Consider the following 21,472-nt stretch of genomic DNA (forward strand, 5'->3'; position numbering starts at 1 on the left):
TTAACATTTGCGTATGTGGCGACCGCGATTCAATGGCTATAACTAGTTCTGTACCTGCGCTGGATGCCGGGTACTTAAACTAACCAAAGGAACTGGTAATGACTCAAGCACTTACACTCGATGCCGTACGCGATGCACTGAAAGAACAATTGGCCGGCACTGTCGACAATGTCGATGGCGTTTATATCACCGGCTCGGTTATCAACGACCAGGGCATCGCCGTGGCGTCTTACTCCGAATCGTTGCCATGGGCCTTTCTCAAGGCAATGCAGGATAACGAAGTGCCGCAGTTTGGCGGTGACCACATGAACATCTACTCGGTCGCCTACAGTCTGGACACTGCCCATCTTTACAGCGGTGTCAGCTTCGCGCAGATCAATGCGGCCGGTCAGGCCGTCGCCCCGCTGTTTCTGGGCTGATCGCGGCGCTCGCGTTACGCTAACGCGGCTCCAGTGGCAATGGATGGCAACCTGGGGCGGGGCCTACTTGGCAGGTTTATGCAAGTACGCTGAGTTATCGAATATACAACTTCATGAAAAAAGGATTTTCCATGGATATGGCAAAACAAACGTTGGATCTGGAACTTATAAGGGCCAAGTTGCACGCGCGCTTGGGTGGTCGCGGGATTGATGTAGAAAAAGTATTCGTGACCACCATTGTCGTTAATGACCAGGGCAAGGAAGTGGTTTCCAGCTCTGATTCATTGCCGATGTTTTTCCTCCAGCACTTGCGCGAAGGGCGTGCCCCTATCGTAGGTGCGGGTGTAAATCTCTATGTGCAGCAATACAGCCTTGATGAAAACCACCGTTTCCATGCAGTAACGGTGGATGAGTTGAATAGCATGGCTGTCAGCATTGCCCGGGATGTTCTGGACAACTAAGTTTTGAAGTGGCTGTAGTAAGAAGGCCCGGCATTCATGTCGGGCCTTTTTTATTTACGCGGGTTGATAGCCCATGCGCCAACTGACGGTTTGGGTTGTGCTCAACAGTTTTTGCGCCGCCGGGCCGTTTTCGTCAGCCTGGAACAGCGAAGTCGGCCCGACCACGGTCAACACCGCCGCGACATTACCCAACGCGTTGAACACCGGTGCCGAGAGGGCGTCCACCCCCGGCAGCAGCAGGCCATGAATGTGATGCAGGCCCCGGGCACGGATCTGTGCGCAGACCTGGGCGTAAGCCGCCTCGTCGGCCAACAGGTGCTGGGCACTGGCGTTCAGCTCCTGGTCGCGTAGCTCGCGGGTCTCGCGCTCGGGCAGGAAGGCGCTGAACACCAGCCCCGTGGACGAACTGAGCAAGGGCAATACCGAACCCAATTGGGTGACCACCGTCACCGCACGCACCGCCGGCTCGATGTGCACCACGGTGGCGCCCTGGTTGCCCCACACCGCCAGAAAGCAGGTTTCGTTCAACTCATCGCGCAGTTCGGCCAGGGGCAGGGCGGCGACTTTCAGCACATCCAGGCTGCCCAGGGCGGCCAAGCCCACCCGCAGCGCTTCGCGGCCCAGGCCATAGTGGTTGGTGGCGCCGTTCTGTTCGGCAAAACCGCTGGCGATCAAGGCTTGCAGGTAACGGTGGACCTTGCTCGCGGGCATCTGCACATGCTCGGCCAGGCGCGACAACGAGGTGGCGGGCGACAACTCGGCCAGGGCCTTGAGGATGTCGGTGCCGACTTCAGCCGAGCGGACTTTTTGTTTATCGGTGCTGCGCGGCTTTTCCATGATGGCAAAGTGATCCCGGGACGAATGGGCGTCTTTATAGCTTGACGGTCAATACCAATCAAATTACGTTAAGCGTAATTCGATTACGATAAAAATAACTCTGGCGTGCCGAATCTCCTGCAAGGGGCGTTGGCCACAGCCTGTTCCTGCTCAGGAGGCCCCATGACCCTCGACGCCCATTCTGCGGATTTGGCTTACCAATCCGGTTTCGGCAACGAATTTTCCACTGAAGCGCTGCCCGGCGCCCTGCCGGTTGGCCAGAACTCCCCGCAAAAAGCTCCCTACGGCCTGTACGCCGAACTGTTCTCCGGCACCGCGTTCACCATGGTGCGCAGCGAAGCGCGGCGCACCTGGATGTACCGCATTCAGCCGTCGGCGCGCCACCCGGCGTTCGTCAAACTGGCGCGGCAACTGGCGGGCGGCGGGCTGGGGGCGGTGACGCCCAATCGGCTGCGCTGGAACCCCCTGGCGATGCCGGTCGAGCCCACTGATTTCATTGATGGCATGGTGGCCATGGCCGCCAACTCGGCGGCCTCCAAGCCTGCCGGCATCAGCATTTACCACTACGCGGCCAATCGCTCCATGGAGCGGGTGTTCTTCAACGCTGATGGCGAACTGCTGCTGGTGCCCGAACAGGGGCGCCTGCGCATCGCCACCGAGCTGGGCGTGCTCGAGCTGGAGCCGCTGGAAATCGCCGTGCTGCCCCGTGGCCTGAAGTTTCGCGTCGAGCTGCTCGACGCCCAGGCCCGTGGCTATATCGCCGAAAACCATGGCGCGCCGCTGCGCCTACCGGACCTGGGGCCCATCGGCAGCAATGGCCTGGCCAACCCGCGGGACTTTCTGGCCCCGGTGGCGCACTACGAAGACCTGCGCCAGAGCACCACGCTGGTGCAGAAATTCCTTGGCGAGCTGTGGGGGTGCGAGCTCGACCACTCGCCGCTGAACGTGGTCGCCTGGCACGGCAACAACGTGCCCTACAAGTACGACTTGCGCCGCTTCAACACCCTCGGCACGGTGAGCTTCGACCATCCCGACCCGTCGATTTTCACCGTGTTGACCTCGCCCACCAGCGTGCATGGCTTGGCCAACCTCGACTTCGTGATTTTCCCGCCGCGCTGGATGGTGGCCGAAAATACCTTCCGCCCGCCGTGGTTCCACCGCAACCTGATGAACGAATACATGGGCCTGATCCAGGGCGCCTACGACGCCAAGGCCGAAGGCTTCCTGCCGGGCGGCGCGTCGCTGCACAGCTGCATGAGCGCCCACGGCCCGGACGGCGAAACCTGCACCAAGGCCATCGAGGTCGAGTTGGCGCCGCATAAAATCGACAACACCATGGCCTTCATGTTCGAGACCAGCCAGGCCCTGCGCCCGAGCGAGTTCGCCTTGCAGTGCCCGCAATTGCAGGGCCAGTACGACGCCTGCTGGGCCAGCCTGCCCGTGACTTTCAACCCGAACCGGAGATAACCCATGAACCAGCCAAGCATCCCCCGTAGTTGGGTTACCTGCGCCAACGACCACGCCGACTTCCCCCTGCAAAACCTGCCGCTGGGGGTGTTCAGCCAGGGTGGCGGGGCGCCGCGCAGCGGCGTGGCCATCGGCACGCGCATCTTCGACTTGCAGGTGGCCCTGGAGGCCGGGCTGTTCGACGGCGCTGCGCGAGCAGCGGTCCAAGCCATGGCCGGCGGCCAGTTGAACGCCTTCTTCGAGTTGGGTGCCGGTGCTCGCGTGGCCCTGCGCGAACGTTTGCTGGAGCTGCTCAGCGAAGGCAGCACCCTGCACGGCAAACTCCAGGCCCTGGGGGCGAAATTGCTGCCCCTGGCCGCCGATTGCCAGATGCACCTGCCGGCGCGCATCAACGACTACACCGATTTTTATGTCGGCATCGAGCACGCGCAAAACGTCGGCAAGCTGTTCCGCCCCGACAACCCCTTGCTGCCCAACTACAAGTACGTGCCGATCGGCTATCACGGCCGCGCGTCCACCATCCGCCCTTCCGGCACCGACGTGCGGCGGCCCAAGGGCCAGACCCTGCCCGCCGGGCAAAACGAGCCGACCTTCGGCCCGTGTGCACGGCTGGACTACGAGTTGGAACTGGGGATCTGGATCGGCCAGGGCAACGCCATGGGCGACTCGATTGCCATCGGCGACGCCGCCGAGCACATCGCCGGTTATTGCCTGCTCAACGATTGGTCGGCGCGGGATATCCAGGCCTGGGAATACCAGCCTTTGGGCCCGTTCCTGTCCAAGAGCTTTATCACCAGCATTTCGCCCTGGGTGGTGACCGCCGAGGCCCTGGCGCCGTTTCGCCAGGCGCAAGCGCCGCGCCCCGAGGGCGACCCGCAGCCGCTGCCGTACCTGTTCGATAACCGCGACCAGGCAAACGGCGCCTTCGACATCGACCTGGAGGTGCTGCTGCTGACCCAAACCATGCGCGAGCAGAACCTGCCGGCCCATCGCCTGACCCTGAGCAACACCCGGTACATGTACTGGACCGTGGCGCAAATGGTCGCCCACCACAGCGTCAACGGCTGCCAATTGCAGGCCGGCGATCTGTTCGGCTCGGGCACCTTGTCGGGGCCTGAAAGCGGCCAGTTCGGCAGCCTGCTGGAAATCACCGAGGGCGGTAAAAAGCCTATCGAACTGGCCAGCGGCGAAGTGCGTAAGTTCCTCGAAGATGGCGACGAAATCATCCTGCGCGGCCGCTGCCAGCGTGAGGGGTTCGCCTCCATCGGCTTCGGCGAATGCCGCGGCACCGTCGTCGCCGCCCGCTAAGAGAGGCGCGCCATGGAGCTCTACACCTATTACCGCTCGACCTCCTCCTACCGGGTGCGCATTGCCCTGGCACTCAAGGGGTTGGATGCGCGCGCGGTGCCGGTCAACCTGATTGCCGCCGAGGGCGGCGAGCACCGCCAAGCGGCCTATCTGGCGCTCAACCCCCAGGGCCGGGTGCCGGCCCTGCGCACCGACGAGGGCCAGTTGCTGATCCAGTCGCCGGCCATCATCGAGTACCTGGAGGAACGTTATCCCCAGGTGCCCCTGCTGGCCCGCGACCTGGTGCTGCGCGCCCGCGAACGGGGCGTGGCGGCGCTGATCGGCTGCGACATCCACCCGCTGCATAACGTCAGCGTGCTCAATCGGCTGCGCCAGGCCGGGCAGGACGAAGCGGCGGTGGCGCAGTGGATCGACCACTGGGTCAGCACGGGGCTGGCGGCGGTGGAGCAGTTGATTGGCGAGGAAGGCTACTGCTTCGGCGCCACGCCGGGGCTGGCGGATGTCTACCTTATCCCTCAGCTCTATGCGGCGGCGCGTTTTGGCGTGGGGCTGCAGGCTTACCCGCGGCTTCGCCGCGTGGCCGCGTTGGCCGCGCAGCACCCGGCCTTTATCGCCGCCCACCCGCTGCACCAGGTGGACACGCCGGCGGCCTGACTCAATGCACGATGCTGTGGGGCGGCAAATGCCCCAGGCGTTCGGTCAGGCGCAGGCGCTGGATCGGGTCGTCGCTGAGCAGCAGCGCGTGTTCCAGGTCGAAGCGTTCGGCGTTGGGGCAATCGAGGTGCTGGTAAAGGCTGGCGCGGGCCAGGTAATCGGCGACGTTGGCGTTGCCCAGTTCCAGCACGCGCTCGGCGTCCACCAACGCAGCGAGGTGGTCGTCATTGGCCAGGTGCAACTGGCGCAGGTTGCGTGACAGGCGCTGGAGCATTTGCGCCGGGTCGGCGCTGTGCAGGTGTTCGGCGCGCAACTTCATCTCGGCGCCGTACTGGCGGTGCAGTAACTCGCGGCAATCGTTGGGGTACAGGCGCCGGCCGCCGCAGGGGTCGAGCAGGTGATCGGCCCCTGGCACCCGCAGCAGAAAGTGCCCAGGGAAATTCACCCCGGCCAGGGGTATCTCCAAACGCCGCGCCAACTCCAGGGCCAACAGCCCCAAGGCCAACGGCTGCCCGCGCCGGCGTTGCAGCACCTTATCCAACAGCGCGGCCTGAGGCCGTAGCGGGATGTGGTCATCCTGGGCGAACCCCAGGTCATTCATGCGCCGCAGCAGTGGCTGGCCCAGTTCCGCCGCCGGCAGCATGGGCAGGCCGCTGCGCATAAGTGGCTGCCATTGGGCCAGCTCCTGGAGCACCTGGTGCGGCTGCACTCGGGCGTCATGCTCGGCGCAAATCCACAGGGCTGCCTCGAACAGCGCCGGCGGCGAGCGGTGCAGGCAGTCGAAAAAGGCTTGGCGCGGGGTCATGGGCATCTCCGGGCAATACCTGATAGCCGTCAGAAAAGGCGCCGAGCCAAGCCAGTTCCCACTGAGGTGGTCGGAGTGCCAGATATTGGCATCAGGGAATGCCCCGTTTTAGCCCCGCTACCGCTTTTCGTCCAGTGCCAGGCGAACACCCTGATGGGTTATGTCGTAAAACCTGAACGGTGGTGGCGCTTATTCCTGCATGCTCCGGCAATCTTTTCCCACGGGCCTATACTTGGCCTCTACCTGACGCCCGCGGGAGCCTGACAATGTTCGCGCTCATGCAAGCCACCGGCCTTGAGTCGATGCACCTGAGCATCGACCCCAGCACCGGGTTGAAAGCGGTCATTGCCATCCACAGCAGCCGCCTCGGGCCGGCCGTGGGTGGTTGCCGCTACCTGGCGTACCCCGATGACGAAAGTGCGGTGGACGACGCCGTGCGCCTGGCCCGGGGAATGAGCTACAAGGCGGCCCTGGCCGGTTTGCCGTTGGGCGGCGGCACGGCGGTGATCCTGCGCCCGCCCCATGTGGAAAGCCGCGCGGCGTTGTTCGAGGCGTTTGGGCGCTGCGTCGAGCAACTCGACGGGCGCTACATCACCGCCATCGACAGCGGCACCTCGGTGGCCGACATGGACTGCATCGCCCAACAAACCCGGCATGTCACCAGCACCACCGCGGCGGGCGACCCTTCGCCCCACACCGCCATGGGGGTGTTCGCCGGCATCCGCACCACCGCCATGGCACGCCTGGGCAGCGACAACCTCGAAGGCTTGCGCGTGGCCATCCAGGGCCTGGGCAACGTGGGCTTTGCCCTGGCCGAGCAATTGCACGCGGCGGGGGCCGAACTGCTGGTCAGCGACATCGACTCGGGCAAGGTGCAACTGGCCATGGAACAACTGGGCGCCCACCCCATCGCCAACGATGCATTGCTCAGCACCCCGTGCGACATCCTCGCGCCCTGTGGCCTGGGCGGCGTACTCAACAGCCACAGCGTGGCGCAATTACGCTGCGCGGCGGTGGCCGGCTCGGCGCACAACCCCCTGACCAGCCTGCAAACCGCCGACCTGCTGGAAAGCCGCGGCATCCTGTATGCGCCGGACTACGTGATTAACTCGGGCGGGCTGATCTACGTAGCGCTCAAGCACCGCGGCGAAGAACTGCCCACCATCACTGCCCACCTGTCCAACATCGGTGTGCGGCTGACAGAAGTCTTCGCCCACGCCCAGGCGGAAAAACGCTCCCCGGCGCGGGTGGCCGATGAGCTGGCCGAACGCCTGCTCTATCGGCTGTAGCCCGTCACTCGGCGGGCGGGTTGAGCAACTCGGACAAGGCGTCCGGCTGGCTCTTGAACGCCTTGGCGAACACATCGCGGTTTTTGGCCATGTAGATCCCGGCTTCTTCCACTTGCTGTTCACTCAGGGACGGCACTGCTTTTTGCAGAACTTCTGCCAACAATTCAGCCAGTTCCAGCATTTTGTCATGACGATCAGCTTCGGCTTTATCCATGAACAAACGCTCCAGATCTCGGCTGCTGCGGTATACCACTTCGACGGCCATTCACCACCTCACATGCCTTCACGAAAAGTTGTCTCTACGACTACTGTGTTTTTATACAGCTAAAAGCATAGGCGAATCTTTCGGGTTTGGATAGTGGCATTTTTGCTTGCTACAGCACATGACGTGCCCCGTGCCAGCCGTTTGCCATCTAAGCTGCGCCCCTGGCCTTTTTTCTGCATGCAGAAAACCGTCACCTTCAACGTGCATGATCCGGTCGAGCCGACCTAAGGAAGTACCTTCGTGAAAATAAACTGGGCCGAAAACCTTCGCCAGAACGTCCATCAACTGGCCGAATCCCTGGGCAACCTGTTTGTCGAAACCTTCCATTACCTGGCGCTGTTCGCCATCGGCGCCGTCACGGCCTGGGCGGCGGTGATGGAGTTTTTGCAGATGATCGAAGCCGGTCATATAAAAATCGATGACATTCTGCTGTTGTTCATCTACCTCGAACTGGGTGCGATGGTGGGGATTTACTTCAAGACCAACCACATGCCCGTGCGTTTTCTGATCTACGTGGCCATCACCGCGTTGACACGTTTGCTGATTTCCAACGTGTCGCACCACAACCCGCCGGACCTGGGGATCATTTACCTGTGTGGCGGCATTTTGCTGTTGGCGTTTGCCATTTTGGTGGTGCGTTATGCCTCGTCCCAGTACCCCTCGGTGAAGGTCGGCAGTTCGCCCCATACCAGCCGTGAAGCGCTGAACGACGACAAAGGCGAGAGTTGAGCCCAGGGGTGGCGGCCGATTTCTGCGGCCGCTTCGCTACAACAGTTGTGGGGTGGGGTTAGAGGGGCGGGCCGGTTTGGCCGGGGCAGGCATATCGCTGCTATCGCCGTCGGTCATGGCTTCGAGTATGGCCAGGGCGCTGTGGCCCTGCTCGATGGCGATGCCGAATTGGATGCTTTGCACCACGCGTTTGAGGCGCTGTGGGTCGTTGCGTTGGGCGGTGCTGATAAGCCGTTTGGCCACCACCCGCCCGGCCTCGGACAGGGTGAGCATGATGCTGCCGTCCGGGCCCTGGATACTCAGGTTGACCTGGTACTGCGGGGCGAAGGTGTCGGTTATCAGTTGGAAAGGGTTGTCCATGAGGCGTTACCGCTGGCTGGGAACATGCACTGATTGACTCGTTGTGCGGCGGATTGGTTCGTACTAGCGCTGCAAGATTTCAGCTACAAGCGACGAGAGGTGCATCAGCATTCGACCCAGTTCACGGCCAGGCCGCCCCGTGACGTTTCTTTGTATTTGTCGTGCATGTCGGCGCCGGTATCGCGCATGGTGCGGATCACCCGGTCCAGGGAAATGAAGTGTTTGCCGTCGCCGCGCAGGGCCATTTGCGTGGCGTTGATCGCTTTGACGGCGGCGATGGCGTTGCGCTCGATGCACGGCACTTGCACCAGGCCACCGACCGGGTCGCAGGTCAGGCCGAGGTTGTGTTCCAGGCCGATTTCGGCGGCGTTTTCCAGTTGCTCTGGGGTGGCGCCGAGCACGTCCGCCAGGCCGGCGGCAGCCATGGCGCAGGCTGAGCCGACTTCGCCTTGGCAGCCCACTTCGGCGCCGGAGATCGAGGCGTTTTTCTTACACAGGATGCCGACGGCGGCGGCACCGAGGAAGAACGCCACCACGTCGTCGTCTGACGCTTGCGGGTTGAATTTCATGTAGTAGTGCAGCACCGCCGGGATGATCCCCGCCGCGCCGTTGGTGGGCGCGGTCACCATGCGCCCGCCGGCGGCGTTTTCTTCGTTGACGGCGAGGGCGAAGAGGTTGACCCATTCCATCGCCGACAAGGTGGAAGTGATGACGTTGGGCTTGCCGATTTCCAACAGGCTGCGGTGCAGTTTCGCTGCCCGGCGCGGCACATCCAGGCCTCCGGGCAGCAGGCCTTCGTGGCGCAGGCCCTGCTCGACGCATTCGCGCATCACCGCCCAGATATGCAGTAAGCCGCTGCGGATGTCGGCGTCGCTGCGCCAGGCCCGTTCGTTGGCCATCATCAGTTCGCTGACCCGTAAGCCGTGCTGATTGCACAGGGCCAGCAGTTCGGCAGCGCTGTTGAAGTCGTAGGGCAATTGCACATCGGCCGTCGGCGCGATCCCCGACTCCGCCTCGGCCGCTTCGACGATAAAACCGCCGCCTACGGAGTAATAGGTTTGTTCCCACAACAGGCCGGTATCGCCAAAGGCACTCAGGGACATGGCGTTGGGGTGGTAGGGTAGGCTCTCGTCGAGTAGCAGCAGGTCGCGCTGCCAGTCGAAGGCGATGCTGATGCGCCCGGCCAGCAGCAGTTCGCCGCTGTCACGCAACAGGGCGATGCGCGGGGCGATGCTGTTGGGGTCGATGCTGTCGGGCCATTCGCCCATCAGGCCCATGACCGTGGCGCGGTCGGTGGCATGGCCGATGCCGGTGGCGGACAACGAGCCATACAGGCGTGCCTCGACGCGCCGCACGTCCCCTAGCAAACCCTGGTCGTAAAGGGCTTGGGCGAAGGTGGCAGCGGCGCGCATCGGGCCGACGGTGTGGGAGCTGGACGGACCGATGCCGACTTTGAAGAGATCGAAAACGCTGATAGCCATGCTAAAGCCTTACCAGTAATGGAAGAAAAATCGCTGCCATTTTCTGTAGGACAAGCGCGAGGTCGGCGATACTGCCTAGCTCGGTCGCCAGTGACCAACGAAACTTCCTAAGACAGCCTTTAGCAGGACTAAACAATGAGCCGGCAATTCCATGGCCAAACCTACGTCTGGCTGCACGTGTTTTCCTGTGCGGCGCGGCACTTGTCGTTCACTCGTTGCGCCGAGGAACTGCACATCACCCCCGGCGCGGTCAGCCAGCAGATCCGCCAATTGGAAGAACGCCTGGGCTTTCGCCTGTTCCATCGCCGCGCCCGGGGCGTGGAGTTGAGCGCCGAGGGCCAGCGTTTGGCTATTACCGTCAATGAGGCCTACGGCAGCATCGACGCCGAGCTGCGCCGGCTGGATGCGGGGAGGATCAGCGGCACTTTGCGCCTGCGCTCGATCCCGTCCTTTTTGAGCAAATGGCTGACGCCGCGCCTGCCGCGCTTGCAGCAGCATTTCCCGGACATTCAGTTGCGCCTGGTGGCTGAGGACAGCAGTGTGGCGCTGCACGAAGGCGACTTTGACCTGGCCATCGACCTTAACGACGGCAGCTATCCGGGGCTGTTATCTACCACCTTGCTCGATGAGCAGATTTTCCCGGTCTGCGCGCCGAGCCTGCTGCGCGGCCGCCCACCATTGCACGGCCCGGCAGACCTGGTGCACTTCCCGCTGCTGCACGACATCACCGCGTGGCGCGGCAGCTACGAGTATGCGGAGTGGGAGTTCTACCTTGATGCCATCGGTTTTCACGATGCCGACGTGCGCCGCGGCCACACCTTCAACCGCAACCATCTGACCATCGAAGCGGCCATCGCCGGCATGGGGGTGGCCATCGCCCGTCGTACTTTGCTTAATGACGAGTTGGAGCGCGGCACCCTGATCGTGCCGTTTGGCGTCGCGGTGCCCAATTACAAGCGCTACATGCTGCTCTACGCCCCGGGTGCGCTGAGCCACCCGGGCGTGCGGGCGGTGCATGATTGGCTGGTGGCAGAAGCGGCGGCGTTTCGCACGTTGCACCCCGTAGCGAGCGGGCTACGCGGTAGCCCCCACGCACCCACAGAGCGACTGTTGTTGTAGTAAGCGGGCTAGCCCGCTTACTACAAAGAGAGGGTATTTTCGCAAGGCCAGTGCTTAGCTAACTCCCGACCATAACAGTGCTTTTGCCCCATGTCCGGCTTTATTTGTCTATTCGTAATTATCTTTTTTTAGGGGTTGAAATGTCGCCTTGGCGGCGCAACTCTGTAGTTAAGAGGTCGCGAATTTTCGCTTTAAGGCGTAGGCGTTGTACCTCTCGCGAGCTAGCTGAAATAAGGGAAGAACTATGCAAATCCAGGTCAATAGCGATAACCATATTCAAAGCAGTGTCCGTCTGGAGGAGTGGGTCCGTACTACCATCGAAAGCACGCTCGAACGCTATGAAGAGGACCTGACCCGTGTCGAGGTTCACCTGCGGGACGAGAACGGCGACAAGCCTGGCCCCCATGACATGCGCTGCCAACTCGAAGCACGGCCAAAAGGCCATCAGCCGGTTTCGGTAACGCACAAGGCCGATACCTTGGAGCAAGCGGTCGAAGGCGCCGCCACCAAACTTGAGCACGCGTTGGAACACCTGTTTGGCAAACTGCGCGGCAAACGCACTGCCGCCACGCCGACTGATATTTCCCCCAAGGCGAACGACGCGCTGCTGGAGGATGAATTCCTGGAAAACGAACAGGCCGCGCTCAATAGCTGACGGCTAAGTCACCCCCAACGAAAACAGGCCTGCACATGCAGGCCTGTTTTGTTTTGGGCGGGGGCCAGTGATCTCCTCAGACCCTGTGGGATCTACCGCTTGTCACCGCCATCGAGTGCCGCCATCACGGGCAGGCTCGCTCCCACACAGGAAAAATGAAAACCGCACCCGTACCCCCGTTCAACTGTGGGAGCGGGCCTGCCCGCGATGGCGGTCTCACGATCGCTATCGCTGGCAAGCCAGGCTCCCACGGCGCGAGGGTTCTACAGGTTGCGGGCCACGCTCAGGGCCGAGTAGGTCTGGGCCACGGGCATGATTTCCAGGGAGTTGATGTTGACGTGGTCCGGTTGCCCGGCGATCCACGACACGGTGTTGGCCAGGTCCTGGGGTGAAATAGCGTCCACATCCTTGTACAACGCTGCCACCGCCTCATGGTTGCCGCCCAGGCGCACCATGGAAAACTCCGTGCCCGAACACAGCCCCGGCTCGATGTTGGTCACCCGCACCCGGGTGCCCGCCAGGTCGGCGCGCAGGTTGAGGCTGAACTGTTTGACGAACGCCTTGCTCGCGCCGTAGACGTTGCCGCCCGGGTACGGGTAGGTGCCGGCGATCGAGCCGATGTTGATGATGAGCCCCGCGTTGGCGGCCACCATGCCTGGCAGGATCTTGTGGGTCACCATCGCCAGCCCGGTGATGTTGGTGGCGATCATGCATTCCCAGTTCTGCGCGTCGGCGTGTTGCGCGCGCTCGATGCCCAGGGCCAGGCCGGCGTTGTTGACCAGCACGTCGATGGGCAAGGAAGAGTCGTGGATCAGCGCCACGGCGGCGTCCAGTGAGGCCGGGTCGGTGACGTCCAGGGTCAGGGGAATGAAGTTCTCCCCCAACTCCTGCTCTAATTGCGCCAGTTTGTCGGCACGCCGCGCGCCGCCGATCACCCGGTAGCCGTCGGCGATCAGTTGGCGACAAATGGCGGCGCCGAACCCGGCGGAAGCGCCGGTCACGAATGCGGTTTTCATACTGCTCTCCGGTTGAAAAATCAGGCCAGGTACTTCACGCCAAGGCTGGCGAACAGGCACAGCATCGACAGCACCAGCACTTTGCGCACCACCTCGCTGCCTTTGCGGATCGCCAGCGCGCTGCCCATGTGGTTGCCCAGGATGTTGCACAGCACCAGCGGCAGGGCCAGCAGGTAGATGACTTTGCCGGCCATGACAAAGGCCACCAGGGCGCCGATGTTCGAGGCGAAGTTGAAGGTTTTCGAGTTGGCCGAGCTGGACACCAGGTCCATCTTGAGCAGGTAGTGGAAGGCGATGATGAACATGCTGCCGGTGCCCGGGCCGAAAAAGCCGTCATAGAAGCCGATCACCAGGCACGTCAGCGGCACCACGGTGTAGAGCATGGCGGTGCTCAGGGTGTGTTCCTCTACCGGGCGATCCTTGGGGGTAAGGAAAATCAGGATGCCGAACGGAATCAGCGCCAGGATGATCTTGCCCACGGTGTCTTGGGAGATGGAAATAATCAGGTGCGCGCCCAGGTAGGCGCCCAACAGGGAAAACGGCACGCCCACCAGGGCGACTTTCCAGACCATTTTGCTGTTGGCCAGAAAGTTGCGGATGGCCGCTAGCGTGCCCAGGGTGCTGACCAGTTTTTCCTGGCCCAGGGCCACTTGCGGCGGCAGGCCCACCAGCAGGAAACCCGGCACCAGAAACAGCCCGCCGCCGCCGGCGATGCTGTCGACAAACCCCGCGATAAAGGCGATGGCCCCCAGCAGCAGGATCGCAAAAACCCAGTGTTCAGCCCAAAACGATCCCAGCAGTTCCATAGCAATGTCCGATGTGTGAAAGGTGAAAAATCAGGAGAAAACTTCGTACAGGTGATCGGCGCGGGTGAAGCGCACCCGGTTCAAGTCGTTGACCGCGAACAGGCGGATCAGCCAGCGGTCGGCGCCGTCGTTGTGGGGCTCGAAACCATCGCGGGCGTGGAGCACACGCTGGTTCTTGAAGATCATGAAATCCCCCGGCAGCAGCAGGTGCGCCTCGTCGAACTGGCGCGATTCCACCAGGGCTTTCAAGGCGTTGAGGGCGCATTGCGCCTCGGCGTTCATGGCGTAGGTGTTTTCGCAATCGAGGCGGCACAGCCATTCACCGCCCAGGCCCCGCACCAGCAAGGGCAGGTGCGGGGTATGGCGGCGGTTGCTGGCGAAGGAGTCGGGGCGGCGGATCTCGAACTGCGCCTGGGTCAGGGCCTGCACCGTGGACGCGGGCAGGGCGGCGACCACCTCATCGACACTGACCAGGGTGGTATTGATGCGCGGGTCGCAGCGCATGCCGAAGAACGACAGGTACTCGGGGCAGCATGAGGCGCCTTCCAGGGTTTCCGAGGACAGCGGCAGGTCGGGGTTATCCACGTGATAAGAAAAGCGCAGCCGCGAGCCGTGGGAGCTTTTTTGTGCACCTGAGGCGCGGGCCGGGATCACGTGGCGGAACAGACACCCGTCGTTTTCACCCTCGTACACCACCGGGTTGATGCCCAGCAGGCTGTGCAGCGACAGGCTCACCAAGCACGCAATCGGCGTGCTTTTGGGGCTCAGCACGCCGGAGTAGGGCGTAGGCGGAATGTCGCGGTCGCGCGGGCAGTTGCGGATCACCAGGGAGGTCAGTTGCGGGTCTTCGACGAAGCGGCGGATCTGCTGGGTCAGGGCCGGGCCCAGCACGTCCTGGGCTTGTTCCTTGAGTTGGAAGTAGATGTCCTTGTTGGCTTCAAAATCCAGTGGCGTGTGGTTGAGAACGGTTTGCCAGGCGCTGGAGTTGACCCATGGCAGCCTGATTTCCAGGGAGGTGACGGCCTCGGCGGCGAACTTCGGATGTGCGCTTTCCATTTGCGGTGAAACCCCATATTCCGGTGCTTGATGCCATTAGATTTCGTGCGGCGTGGCGGCAGCACGATTGTTGTTGTGGAACCGATGGCGGCGCGTGGCGCATCGCCCTCTCGACCCGGCGGCAGCATGGTATGTGCGTCGATATTGAGTCGATTTAATAATTGTAATTATAAAAATTAAATCGATTCAATTTATTTCTTCGATGGTCCGTGTGCGTTGCGCCGCTGAGGCCGTTTAAGGTGATGATTAGAAAAGGAAATTTCCCAGTGTTTTTTTTCGTCGAAAGTGACTTGAGCGGCCAGGGAGTGGAGGTTTAAACGGTTTTCCCGGTGCAAAGGGACAGCGCCCTACAGGGCAAAAAATGCACCGTGATTGTGCGGCCGAGCGGTAGACGCGGGGGATGGGAAAGGGCTTGGTTGTCGGAAAAGTCTCAAGGGGTGTAATGATGTTAATCGGTGAATATTGCACCTAATGCTGTGCGATTACTCTTATGCTTTTTTTCATGCTAGGCTTCCGCGTTCTTGCAATTTCTGGTGTTGTCCCTATGTGGGTTCCTCAATACAGCGGCCAAGCGCAGCCGGTCTACCTGATGATCGCCGACGCCCTCGAGCGCGACATCCTCGCCGCGCGGCTGGAACCGGGTGATCGCTTGCCCACCCTCAAAGAGCTGGCCGAAACCCTGAAAGTCACGCCAGGCACCATCGGCCGTGCCTATGACGAAGCGGGCAAACGCGGTTTGGTGGTTGGCGAAGTGGGGCGCGGCACCTTCGTGCTGCACAAACGTGTGACCCAACCCGCGTCGCAGGTGCTCAAGAGCCCGGCCAGCAAGGCCGAGACGGGGCACATCGACCTGTCCATCATCAAGCCCAACGACAGCGGCATGACCGAATGGCTGCGTGGCTCCATCGTCGAGCTGGCGCAATCGCCGGGCCTGGGGCGGATCCTCGACTACACCACCGATGGCGGCCACGCGGTGCATAAAGAAGCGGGCGCGGCGTGGGTGCAGCGCAGCCTGCCGCAGGCGTCCTGGCAGCAGATCGTGATTACCGCCGGTGCCCAGCATGGCTTGCTGGTGGCTATCAGCAGCCTGTCGCAGGCCAACCAGGTGATTCTTTGCGAGGAATACTGCTACCCCGGCATCATCTCCCTGGCCCACAGCCTGGGCCGGCGCCTCAAGGGTGTGCAGGTGGATGAGTTCGGCCTGGTGCCCGAGTCGCTGCGCCAGATGTGCATCGAGCATCGCCCGGCGCTGCTGATCTGCGTGACCACCCACCAGAACCCGACCAACTCGATCATGCCCGCCGAACGGCGCGCCGAAATCGCGCAGATCGCCCGCGAGTTCGACCTGTTCATCATCGACGACGATATCTACGGCTTCCTCGAAACCCGCAACGTCCACCAGCCACTGTCGGCCTACGCGCCGGAGCGCTCGGTGTACCTGACCAGCCTGTCCAAGAGCATCCTGCCGGCGCTGCGCATCGGCTACCTGTATGCACCGGCCGAAACCCTGTCGCGGTTGTCGTCCATGGTGCGCAGCAGCGTATGGATGCCCTCGCCGCTGATGGCGCAACTGGCCAGCAACCTTATCAACAGCGGCATGGGCGCCGAACTGGTGAAAGTGCAGCAGGACGAGGCCGCGCAGCGCCAGCAAATGGCCCTGGAGATCCTCGGCGGCTACGACATCCGCAGCCAGCCCAACAGCTTCCATATCTGGCTGGAATTGCCGCAGCCGTGGACCAGTGACGAGTTCGCCAACCTGGCGCGGGCCAACGGGGTGACGGTGGTCAGCGGCAGCCAGTTCCTGGCCCAGCGCACAGGGTCTACCCGGGGAGTGCGCATCGCACTGATGACGCCAACCCGCGAAGAACTGGCCTTCGCCCTGACCAAACTCGCCAGCCTCCTGGCCGCGCCGGAGCCGCGGTTGTTCTATTGAGGCAAGCCAGCCCCCACAGGCTGGCAATGCCAATCCAACACCTGCCCAACCTTTGTCGGAGCGGGCCCGCCCGCGATGGCGCCCTCCAGATCGCCCTCGCTGGCAAGCCAGACTCCCACAGGCCAGCAATGCCCATCCGACGCCCGCCCACCCTCTGTGGGAGCGGGCCCGCCCGCGATGGCGCCCTTCAAATCGCCCTCGCTGGCAAGCCAGACTCCCACAGGCTGGCAATGCCAATCCAACACCTGCCCAACCTTTGTGGGAGCGGGCCCGCCCGCGATGGCGCCCTTCAGATCGCCCTCGCTGGCAAGCCAGACATCCCACGATGTTGCCCCTGCGCCCCAGCGCCCCTGGCCGGTGGCGCCGGCGAAGTGTCCTACTCGGTAATAAGGCTTTGGCGCTTGACCGTGTGAACAGGAGTATTTTGCAAACGAGAATATTTATCATTATGCTGTGCCCCATCAAGGTGCGGGTCCGGCGTTATGGCCGCAGCGCACGTCATGGGTTTCAAGGTCGAAACATGAAAAGTAAAAACGGCGCGTTGCCGGTTTCCTATCGCCTGGCAGTGACCTCACGGGTACTGGCGGCGGTCTTCGGTGGTTATCTGCTGGCGGCGTTGGCCAGCGTGTGCATGACGGCGTTGCTGCCCATCTCCCGTGCGGATGCGGTGGCCAGTGGGATGATGACGTCGTTTTTGGTGTACCTGGTGGCGGTGCTCTGGTGCTTTGCCTGCCGCACGGCGTTGCAGGCGTGGTTGGGGTTGGGCGTGCCGGGCGCGGTACTGGCCACTGTCAGTGCGCTGGCCTACTGGGTGGGGCGCACATGAAAGAGGGCTTTCGCCAGGCGATGGCCTGGCTGCATACCTGGACCGGGCTAATTTTCGGCTGGCTGCTGTTTGCGATTTTTCTGACAGGCACCTTGTCGTACTTCAAGGATGAAATGACCCATTGGATGCAGCCCCTGCCGCCGGTGCACAGCGTCAACGCCGAGCAAAGCGTTGCCCTGGCGCAAGGCTACCTGCAGGCGCATGCCCAAGGCGCGGCGCGCTGGTTTATCGGCCTGCCGCACGAGCGCCAACCGGGCCTCTCCGTGGCCTGGCAACGGCCGGCCAAGAACGAGGGCGAGCGCGGCGAGTTCTTCGACAAAGTGCTCGACCCGCTGACCGGCGCCGAGCGAGTGAGCCACGACACCGCTGGCGGCAACTTCTTTTACCGCTTCCATTTTCAATTGCAGATGCCCTATCCGTGGGGGCGCTGGCTATCGACTGCGGCGGCCATGGTGATGCTGATCGCGCTGGTCACGGGGATCATCACCCACAAGAAAATCTTCAAGGACTTCTTCACCTTCCGCCCGCGCAAGGGCCAGCGCTCTTGGCTCGACGGTCACAACGCGGTGGGCGTGTTGGTGCTGCCGTTCCACCTGATGATTACCTACAGCAGCCTGGTGATCTTCATGACGTTGGTTATGCCGGCCAGCATCGTGGCCAGTTACGGCAACGATTCCCGGGCATTTTTCAAGGAGGCGTTTCCCTCTAACAACAACCTGCCGGCCGCCGGGCAACCCGGGCAGTTGCTGCCCCTGGCGCCGTTTTTGGCCCAGGCGCGTGAGCACTGGGCCGGCGGGCGAGCGGGGCGCCTAACGGTGAACCACCCGGGGGACGCCAACGCTTCGGTCAACGTCTTCCCCCACAACGCCGACCATGTGGTGCAGGATTTCGGCCGCTCCCTGTCCTTTGGTGGTATCGATGGCCAACTGCTCAAAGAGGCTGTGCCGCAATCGCTGCCGATGGCCATCGGCGGCAGTTTTGTGGGCCTGCACATGGGCCTGTTCGCCGGGCCGGTGCTGCGCTGGCTGTACTTCCTCTGTGGCCTGGCCGGCACGGCGATGATCGGCACCGGGCTGGTGATCTGGCTCGGCAAACGCCAGTTGAAACACGCCAAGAGCGGGGTAATGCCGTTTGAGTTGCGCCTGGTAGAGGTGCTCAACATCGCCAGCATGGCTGGGTTGGTGCTGGCGGTGGCGGTGTTCTTCTGGGCCAATCGCCTGCTGCCCGCGCAATTTGCTGAGCGGGCCGACTGGGAAGTGAACAGCTTCTTCATCGCCTGGGGCTTGAGCCTGCTCCACGCGGTGCTGCGGCCTGGGCGCCGGGCCTGGGTCGAGCAACTGGGGCTGGCGGCCCTGCTGTTTATCGCGGTGCCGCTGCTCAATGCCCTGACCACCGGCCAACATGTGCTGGCCTCTATGGCCGGCGGCGACTGGATCATGGCCGGGTTCGACCTGACCTGCCTGGGCAGCGGCCTGTTCCTGGCCTGGGCTGCCTGGAAAATGCAGCGCCCGGCCCCGCAGAAAGCGCCCGCCCAACCCCGCGCCGAACGCCCGCGGCCCTTGCCCGCCAACCCCGAGGTGACCTGAATGCTGCTGCCATCGCTGCTGTGCTACAGCGGCTTCACCGCCCTGTGCCTGGCCATGGACCGCCATCACCACGACCTGCTGGGCCGCAAACCCACCGCCGGCCAACGCCTGGCCCTGTGCCTGGGCGGTTGGCTGCTGCTGGCGCTGTCGCTCGCCGCGGCCCTCACCGCCGCCGATTGGGGCCTGGGATTGGTGCAGTGGTGCGCGGTGCTGATGGGCAGTGCCTTGCTACTGGTGGTGCTGTTGCCCTATCGCCCACGGCTGGCGCTGGGAGTCGCGGGGGTAGGGTTGGTGGTGAGTCCGGCGGTATGGGCATTGATCTAGCCGCCCCACCTTGTTTATGGGGGTAATGTGGCGTTCAGTTTTTTAAACGCGATTGGCCGCGACCCAGAGTGAGTCGTAAGGAAGCTTGCAGCGTAACGTGCGAAGTACTTTTGAGCGGGAATTGATGTGCCGCTGCAACAGGGCTGAGGCGTTCGGCCTTTGCGTTAGTTTATTTGTTTGGGATAGTCCGGGATAAGTGGCTTTCAATAAGGGCTAAGGGTGGCGATGTTCTGCCTGTCGGTAACTTGTTGTTGCGAGATACCAACTAAATAAGTTGTATGGCCCGTTCCAATGCGGGAAATGCTAGTTGAAAGATGGACACCTAAGTTGTGGGTAGGGCACGGGCGGGGTTTGGAGTGGCTGCGCGCAAACCGATAGGCGGGTGTTTATGTGTCTCTATATTGTCCCGAAAAATAAACAAGCACTCATGGCTCAGGCAAGTTCCTGGCGAAGTGGCATCTGATCGGCAGGGTATTGGATAAGGCGTTTATTCTGGCTGATTTGAAAGAATATATGTACGCCACTAGGCGTGGCGCAATAAGTTTGAATACTGTCCTGCCGTGGCACAAGAGTACTTGAGCCACGGGCCAATAATTGAACGGCAAAAAGGACTTTTATGAACTCAATAAAACGCTTCAATCCGCGGTTACTACCTATTTACTTAAGTCTGTTCTTGGTTGCCTGCGCTTGCGTACCCAAGGTCCAGGCTACGACCACTGTGGATAACCTGCTGGCCGACCCGCTGCTCAATGGCGCGCAGGTGTCGTTGACGGTGCGCGATGCGGTCAGCGGTGCGGTGCTTTACCAGCGCAATGGCGATTCGCGGTTGGTGCCGGGGTCTAGCCTCAAGTTGCTGGGCTCGGCGGCGGCGATGCAAGTGCTGGGTGCCGATTACCGTTTTACCACCCAGGTATTGAGCAATGGCCGCCTCGACGGGGCTGTGCTCAGGGGCAACCTGTACCTGCGCGGCGCGGGCGACCCGAGTATCCAGGCCGAGGATTACCGGCAGCTGGCGGCCAGGTTGGCGCGCCAGGGGGTGCGTGAGGTCAGCGGCGACATGGTGTTCGACGACACGGCATTCGATGCCGTGCGCCTGGGCATCGACTGGGCGGTGGATGACGAGGATAAGGCCTACGGTGCGCAGATATCGGCGCTGAGCCTGGCGCCGGACGGGGATTTCGATGCCGGTTCGGTGCTGGTGCACGTCAACGCCGTAGCTCCCGGTGAGCCAGTGCAGGTGCGCATCCACCCGGCCAACCGCTTGCTCACGGTGAACAACCAGGCAACGGTGGGGGAGGCCAACACGATCCGCGTCAGCCGTGAACACGGCAGTAATCGCCTCAGGGTCACCGGCACTGTGCCGGTGGGCGAGGCCAGCAAAAAGTGGGTCAGCGTCTGGGAGCCGACGCGGTTGGTGGCGGATGTGTTTCAGGCGGCGCTGGTGGCCGAGGGCATCAAGGTGCGCGGGCGTACGTTCATCGGCGCCGTGACCGCACCCGGCGCCACGGTACTGGTCAGCCATGAGTCGGCGCCGCTGGCGCAGTTGATGCCGGTGCTGCTCAAACTGTCGAATAACGCGATGACTGAAGTGCTGCTCAAGGCGATGGGGCGGCGTACTGCGCAGGCGGGCACGACCGACGCAGGCATTGGCGCGGTGAACGGGTTTTTCTCAGGGCTGGGCCTGGACCCTACGGCGTGGCGCCAGGTGGATGGTTCGGGGCTGTCCCGGCGCAATCAGTTGTCCACCCAGAGCCTGACGCAGGTGTTGCTCAGCGTTCGCCAGCAACCCTGGTTCGACGCCTGGTACGCGGCTCTGCCGATTGCCGGCGAACCGGACCGGTTGGTCGGCGGCACCTTGCGCAATCGCCTGCGCGATACCCCGGCCCAAGGCAACCTGCACGCCAAGACCGGCTCGTTGACGGGAATCTCATCGTTGTCCGGTTATGTGCGCACCGCTGCCGGGCGGCCGCTGGTGTTTGCGATGGTAACGAACAGCTACCTGGCAGGCGCCGCAGCCATTCGCGCCCTGGAAGACCGCGTGGTTCTAGCGTTGATCCAACGGCCTGAGTAAAGCGG

The 21,472-nt window shown here is 62.7% G+C and carries 22 protein-coding genes; 14 read left to right on the forward strand and 8 right to left on the reverse strand.

The genetic code is table 11. The features are described 5' to 3' along the window. The first annotated feature begins 98 nt into the window (after positions 1-98). A complete protein-coding gene (locus tag CKW13_RS07085; protein WP_095107881.1) occupies positions 99-419 on the forward strand; it encodes a hypothetical protein in 321 nt (106 codons plus the stop codon). 131 nt (positions 420-550) lie between these two features. Beyond that, positions 551-880, forward strand: coding sequence for a hypothetical protein (locus tag CKW13_RS07090; RefSeq protein WP_095107882.1), 330 nt, complete (start codon positions 551-553; stop codon positions 878-880). A 54-nt stretch (positions 881-934) separates the two neighbouring features. Here the strand turns inward: CKW13_RS07090 and CKW13_RS07095 are convergent, their stop codons facing one another. Next, on the reverse strand, positions 935-1,717 hold the full coding sequence (locus tag CKW13_RS07095) for an IclR family transcriptional regulator (RefSeq protein ID WP_095107883.1): 783 nt from the start codon (positions 1,715-1,717) through the stop codon (positions 935-937). Positions 1,718-1,879: 162 nt separating this feature from the next. Here CKW13_RS07095 and hmgA point away from each other — a divergent pair, with 162 nt between their 5' ends. From hmgA to maiA, 3 genes are read left to right on the forward strand one after another with little or no spacing between them, the layout of a single operon-like run. Then, positions 1,880-3,184 carry a homogentisate 1,2-dioxygenase gene (gene hmgA / locus CKW13_RS07100; RefSeq protein ID WP_095107884.1) on the forward strand — a complete coding sequence of 435 codons (1,305 nt, stop codon included), beginning with the start codon at positions 1,880-1,882 and terminating at the stop codon, positions 3,182-3,184. 3 nt (positions 3,185-3,187) lie between these two features. Next, positions 3,188-4,492: a fumarylacetoacetase gene (fahA, locus tag CKW13_RS07105; protein WP_095107885.1), complete on the forward strand. Its 1,305-nt coding sequence runs from the start codon at positions 3,188-3,190 to the stop codon at positions 4,490-4,492. Between the two features lie 12 nt (positions 4,493-4,504). Beyond that, complete coding sequence (maiA, locus tag CKW13_RS07110) at positions 4,505-5,146, forward strand: maleylacetoacetate isomerase (RefSeq protein WP_095107886.1); 642 nt, start codon at positions 4,505-4,507, stop codon at positions 5,144-5,146. Position 5,147: 1 nt separating this feature from the next. Here maiA and CKW13_RS07115 read toward each other — a convergent pair whose 3' ends face one another. Then, positions 5,148-5,951: a SirB1 family protein gene (locus tag CKW13_RS07115; RefSeq protein ID WP_095107887.1), complete on the reverse strand. Its 804-nt coding sequence runs from the start codon at positions 5,949-5,951 to the stop codon at positions 5,148-5,150. 266 nt (positions 5,952-6,217) lie between these two features. Here CKW13_RS07115 and CKW13_RS07120 point away from each other — a divergent pair, with 266 nt between their 5' ends. Further along, on the forward strand, positions 6,218-7,240 hold the full coding sequence (locus tag CKW13_RS07120; RefSeq protein WP_095107888.1) for a Glu/Leu/Phe/Val dehydrogenase dimerization domain-containing protein: 1,023 nt from the start codon (positions 6,218-6,220) through the stop codon (positions 7,238-7,240). A gap of 4 nt (positions 7,241-7,244) precedes the next feature. Here CKW13_RS07120 and CKW13_RS07125 read toward each other — a convergent pair whose 3' ends face one another. Next, the gene (locus CKW13_RS07125; protein ID WP_010564043.1) at positions 7,245-7,505 is read right to left on the reverse strand and encodes a YebG family protein; all 261 of its coding nucleotides are present in this window, start codon (positions 7,503-7,505) and stop codon (positions 7,245-7,247) included. A gap of 240 nt (positions 7,506-7,745) precedes the next feature. Here CKW13_RS07125 and CKW13_RS07130 point away from each other — a divergent pair, with 240 nt between their 5' ends. Beyond that, a complete protein-coding gene (locus CKW13_RS07130; RefSeq protein WP_095107889.1) occupies positions 7,746-8,234 on the forward strand; it encodes a phosphate-starvation-inducible protein PsiE in 489 nt (162 codons plus the stop codon). A gap of 36 nt (positions 8,235-8,270) precedes the next feature. On the opposite strand, the gene CKW13_RS07135 is transcribed toward CKW13_RS07130, so the two are convergent. Beyond that, positions 8,271-8,594 carry a DUF3509 domain-containing protein gene (locus tag CKW13_RS07135; RefSeq protein ID WP_095107890.1) on the reverse strand — a complete coding sequence of 108 codons (324 nt, stop codon included), beginning with the start codon at positions 8,592-8,594 and terminating at the stop codon, positions 8,271-8,273. A 104-nt stretch (positions 8,595-8,698) separates the two neighbouring features. Continuing rightward, positions 8,699-10,075 carry an L-serine ammonia-lyase gene (locus tag CKW13_RS07140; RefSeq protein ID WP_095107891.1) on the reverse strand — a complete coding sequence of 459 codons (1,377 nt, stop codon included), beginning with the start codon at positions 10,073-10,075 and terminating at the stop codon, positions 8,699-8,701. A 135-nt stretch (positions 10,076-10,210) separates the two neighbouring features. Here CKW13_RS07140 and CKW13_RS07145 point away from each other — a divergent pair, with 135 nt between their 5' ends. Then, positions 10,211-11,194 (forward strand): LysR substrate-binding domain-containing protein, encoded by a 984-nt coding sequence (locus CKW13_RS07145; protein WP_095107892.1) that lies wholly within the window; start codon positions 10,211-10,213, stop codon positions 11,192-11,194. A 244-nt stretch (positions 11,195-11,438) separates the two neighbouring features. Further along, positions 11,439-11,849, forward strand: coding sequence for an HPF/RaiA family ribosome-associated protein (locus CKW13_RS07150; RefSeq protein WP_095107893.1), 411 nt, complete (start codon positions 11,439-11,441; stop codon positions 11,847-11,849). A gap of 263 nt (positions 11,850-12,112) precedes the next feature. Here the strand turns inward: CKW13_RS07150 and CKW13_RS07155 are convergent, their stop codons facing one another. From CKW13_RS07155 to CKW13_RS07165, 3 genes are read right to left on the reverse strand one after another with little or no spacing between them, the layout of a single operon-like run. After that, complete coding sequence (locus CKW13_RS07155) at positions 12,113-12,865, reverse strand: SDR family NAD(P)-dependent oxidoreductase (RefSeq protein WP_095107894.1); 753 nt, start codon at positions 12,863-12,865, stop codon at positions 12,113-12,115. 20 nt (positions 12,866-12,885) lie between these two features. Further along, the gene (locus CKW13_RS07160; RefSeq protein WP_095107895.1) at positions 12,886-13,671 is read right to left on the reverse strand and encodes a TSUP family transporter; all 786 of its coding nucleotides are present in this window, start codon (positions 13,669-13,671) and stop codon (positions 12,886-12,888) included. Positions 13,672-13,701: 30 nt separating this feature from the next. After that, positions 13,702-14,727: a TauD/TfdA family dioxygenase gene (locus CKW13_RS07165; protein ID WP_095107896.1), complete on the reverse strand. Its 1,026-nt coding sequence runs from the start codon at positions 14,725-14,727 to the stop codon at positions 13,702-13,704. A gap of 544 nt (positions 14,728-15,271) precedes the next feature. Here CKW13_RS07165 and CKW13_RS07170 point away from each other — a divergent pair. The 5 genes from CKW13_RS07170 to dacB all read left to right on the forward strand — a co-directional run bounded on the left by CKW13_RS07170 (position 15,272) and on the right by dacB (position 21,467). Further along, complete coding sequence (locus CKW13_RS07170) at positions 15,272-16,660, forward strand: PLP-dependent aminotransferase family protein (RefSeq protein WP_095107897.1); 1,389 nt, start codon at positions 15,272-15,274, stop codon at positions 16,658-16,660. Between the two features lie 520 nt (positions 16,661-17,180). Further along, the gene (locus CKW13_RS07175; RefSeq protein WP_095107898.1) at positions 17,181-17,486 is read left to right on the forward strand and encodes a DUF3649 domain-containing protein; all 306 of its coding nucleotides are present in this window, start codon (positions 17,181-17,183) and stop codon (positions 17,484-17,486) included. Further along, positions 17,483-19,072, forward strand: a complete 1,590-nt coding sequence (locus CKW13_RS07180; protein WP_095107899.1) for a PepSY domain-containing protein — start codon at positions 17,483-17,485, stop codon at positions 19,070-19,072. The genes CKW13_RS07175 and CKW13_RS07180 overlap by 4 nt, the downstream gene beginning before the upstream one ends. Continuing rightward, positions 19,073-19,396, forward strand: a complete 324-nt coding sequence (locus CKW13_RS07185; protein WP_095107900.1) for a DUF3325 domain-containing protein — start codon at positions 19,073-19,075, stop codon at positions 19,394-19,396. It begins immediately after the preceding gene. Positions 19,397-20,012: 616 nt separating this feature from the next. Then, positions 20,013-21,467, forward strand: coding sequence for a D-alanyl-D-alanine carboxypeptidase/D-alanyl-D-alanine-endopeptidase (gene dacB, locus CKW13_RS07190; RefSeq protein WP_095107901.1), 1,455 nt, complete (start codon positions 20,013-20,015; stop codon positions 21,465-21,467). Positions 21,468-21,472: the final 5 nt, after the last annotated feature.

This window comes from Pseudomonas sp. Irchel 3E20, assembly GCF_900187645.1.
GTDB lineage: Bacteria > Pseudomonadota > Gammaproteobacteria > Pseudomonadales > Pseudomonadaceae > Aquipseudomonas.

Coding starts and splice junctions, on each gene's coding strand:
- CKW13_RS07085 (WP_095107881.1), top strand. CDS start 99: ATGACTCAAGCACTTACACTCGATGCCGTACGCGATGCACTGAAAGAA.
- CKW13_RS07090 (WP_095107882.1), top strand. CDS start 551: ATGGATATGGCAAAACAAACGTTGGATCTGGAACTTATAAGGGCCAAG.
- CKW13_RS07095 (WP_095107883.1), bottom strand. CDS start 1,717: ATGGAAAAGCCGCGCAGCACCGATAAACAAAAAGTCCGCTCGGCTGAA.
- hmgA (WP_095107884.1), top strand. CDS start 1,880: ATGACCCTCGACGCCCATTCTGCGGATTTGGCTTACCAATCCGGTTTC.
- fahA (WP_095107885.1), top strand. CDS start 3,188: ATGAACCAGCCAAGCATCCCCCGTAGTTGGGTTACCTGCGCCAACGAC.
- maiA (WP_095107886.1), top strand. CDS start 4,505: ATGGAGCTCTACACCTATTACCGCTCGACCTCCTCCTACCGGGTGCGC.
- CKW13_RS07115 (WP_095107887.1), bottom strand. CDS start 5,951: ATGACCCCGCGCCAAGCCTTTTTCGACTGCCTGCACCGCTCGCCGCCG.
- CKW13_RS07120 (WP_095107888.1), top strand. CDS start 6,218: ATGTTCGCGCTCATGCAAGCCACCGGCCTTGAGTCGATGCACCTGAGC.
- CKW13_RS07125 (WP_010564043.1), bottom strand. CDS start 7,505: ATGGCCGTCGAAGTGGTATACCGCAGCAGCCGAGATCTGGAGCGTTTG.
- CKW13_RS07135 (WP_095107890.1), bottom strand. CDS start 8,594: ATGGACAACCCTTTCCAACTGATAACCGACACCTTCGCCCCGCAGTAC.
- CKW13_RS07140 (WP_095107891.1), bottom strand. CDS start 10,075: ATGGCTATCAGCGTTTTCGATCTCTTCAAAGTCGGCATCGGTCCGTCC.
- CKW13_RS07145 (WP_095107892.1), top strand. CDS start 10,211: ATGAGCCGGCAATTCCATGGCCAAACCTACGTCTGGCTGCACGTGTTT.
- CKW13_RS07150 (WP_095107893.1), top strand. CDS start 11,439: ATGCAAATCCAGGTCAATAGCGATAACCATATTCAAAGCAGTGTCCGT.
- CKW13_RS07155 (WP_095107894.1), bottom strand. CDS start 12,865: ATGAAAACCGCATTCGTGACCGGCGCTTCCGCCGGGTTCGGCGCCGCC.
- CKW13_RS07160 (WP_095107895.1), bottom strand. CDS start 13,671: ATGGAACTGCTGGGATCGTTTTGGGCTGAACACTGGGTTTTTGCGATC.
- CKW13_RS07165 (WP_095107896.1), bottom strand. CDS start 14,727: ATGGAAAGCGCACATCCGAAGTTCGCCGCCGAGGCCGTCACCTCCCTG.
- CKW13_RS07170 (WP_095107897.1), top strand. CDS start 15,272: ATGTGGGTTCCTCAATACAGCGGCCAAGCGCAGCCGGTCTACCTGATG.
- CKW13_RS07175 (WP_095107898.1), top strand. CDS start 17,181: ATGAAAAGTAAAAACGGCGCGTTGCCGGTTTCCTATCGCCTGGCAGTG.
- CKW13_RS07180 (WP_095107899.1), top strand. CDS start 17,483: ATGAAAGAGGGCTTTCGCCAGGCGATGGCCTGGCTGCATACCTGGACC.
- CKW13_RS07185 (WP_095107900.1), top strand. CDS start 19,073: ATGCTGCTGCCATCGCTGCTGTGCTACAGCGGCTTCACCGCCCTGTGC.
- dacB (WP_095107901.1), top strand. CDS start 20,013: ATGAACTCAATAAAACGCTTCAATCCGCGGTTACTACCTATTTACTTA.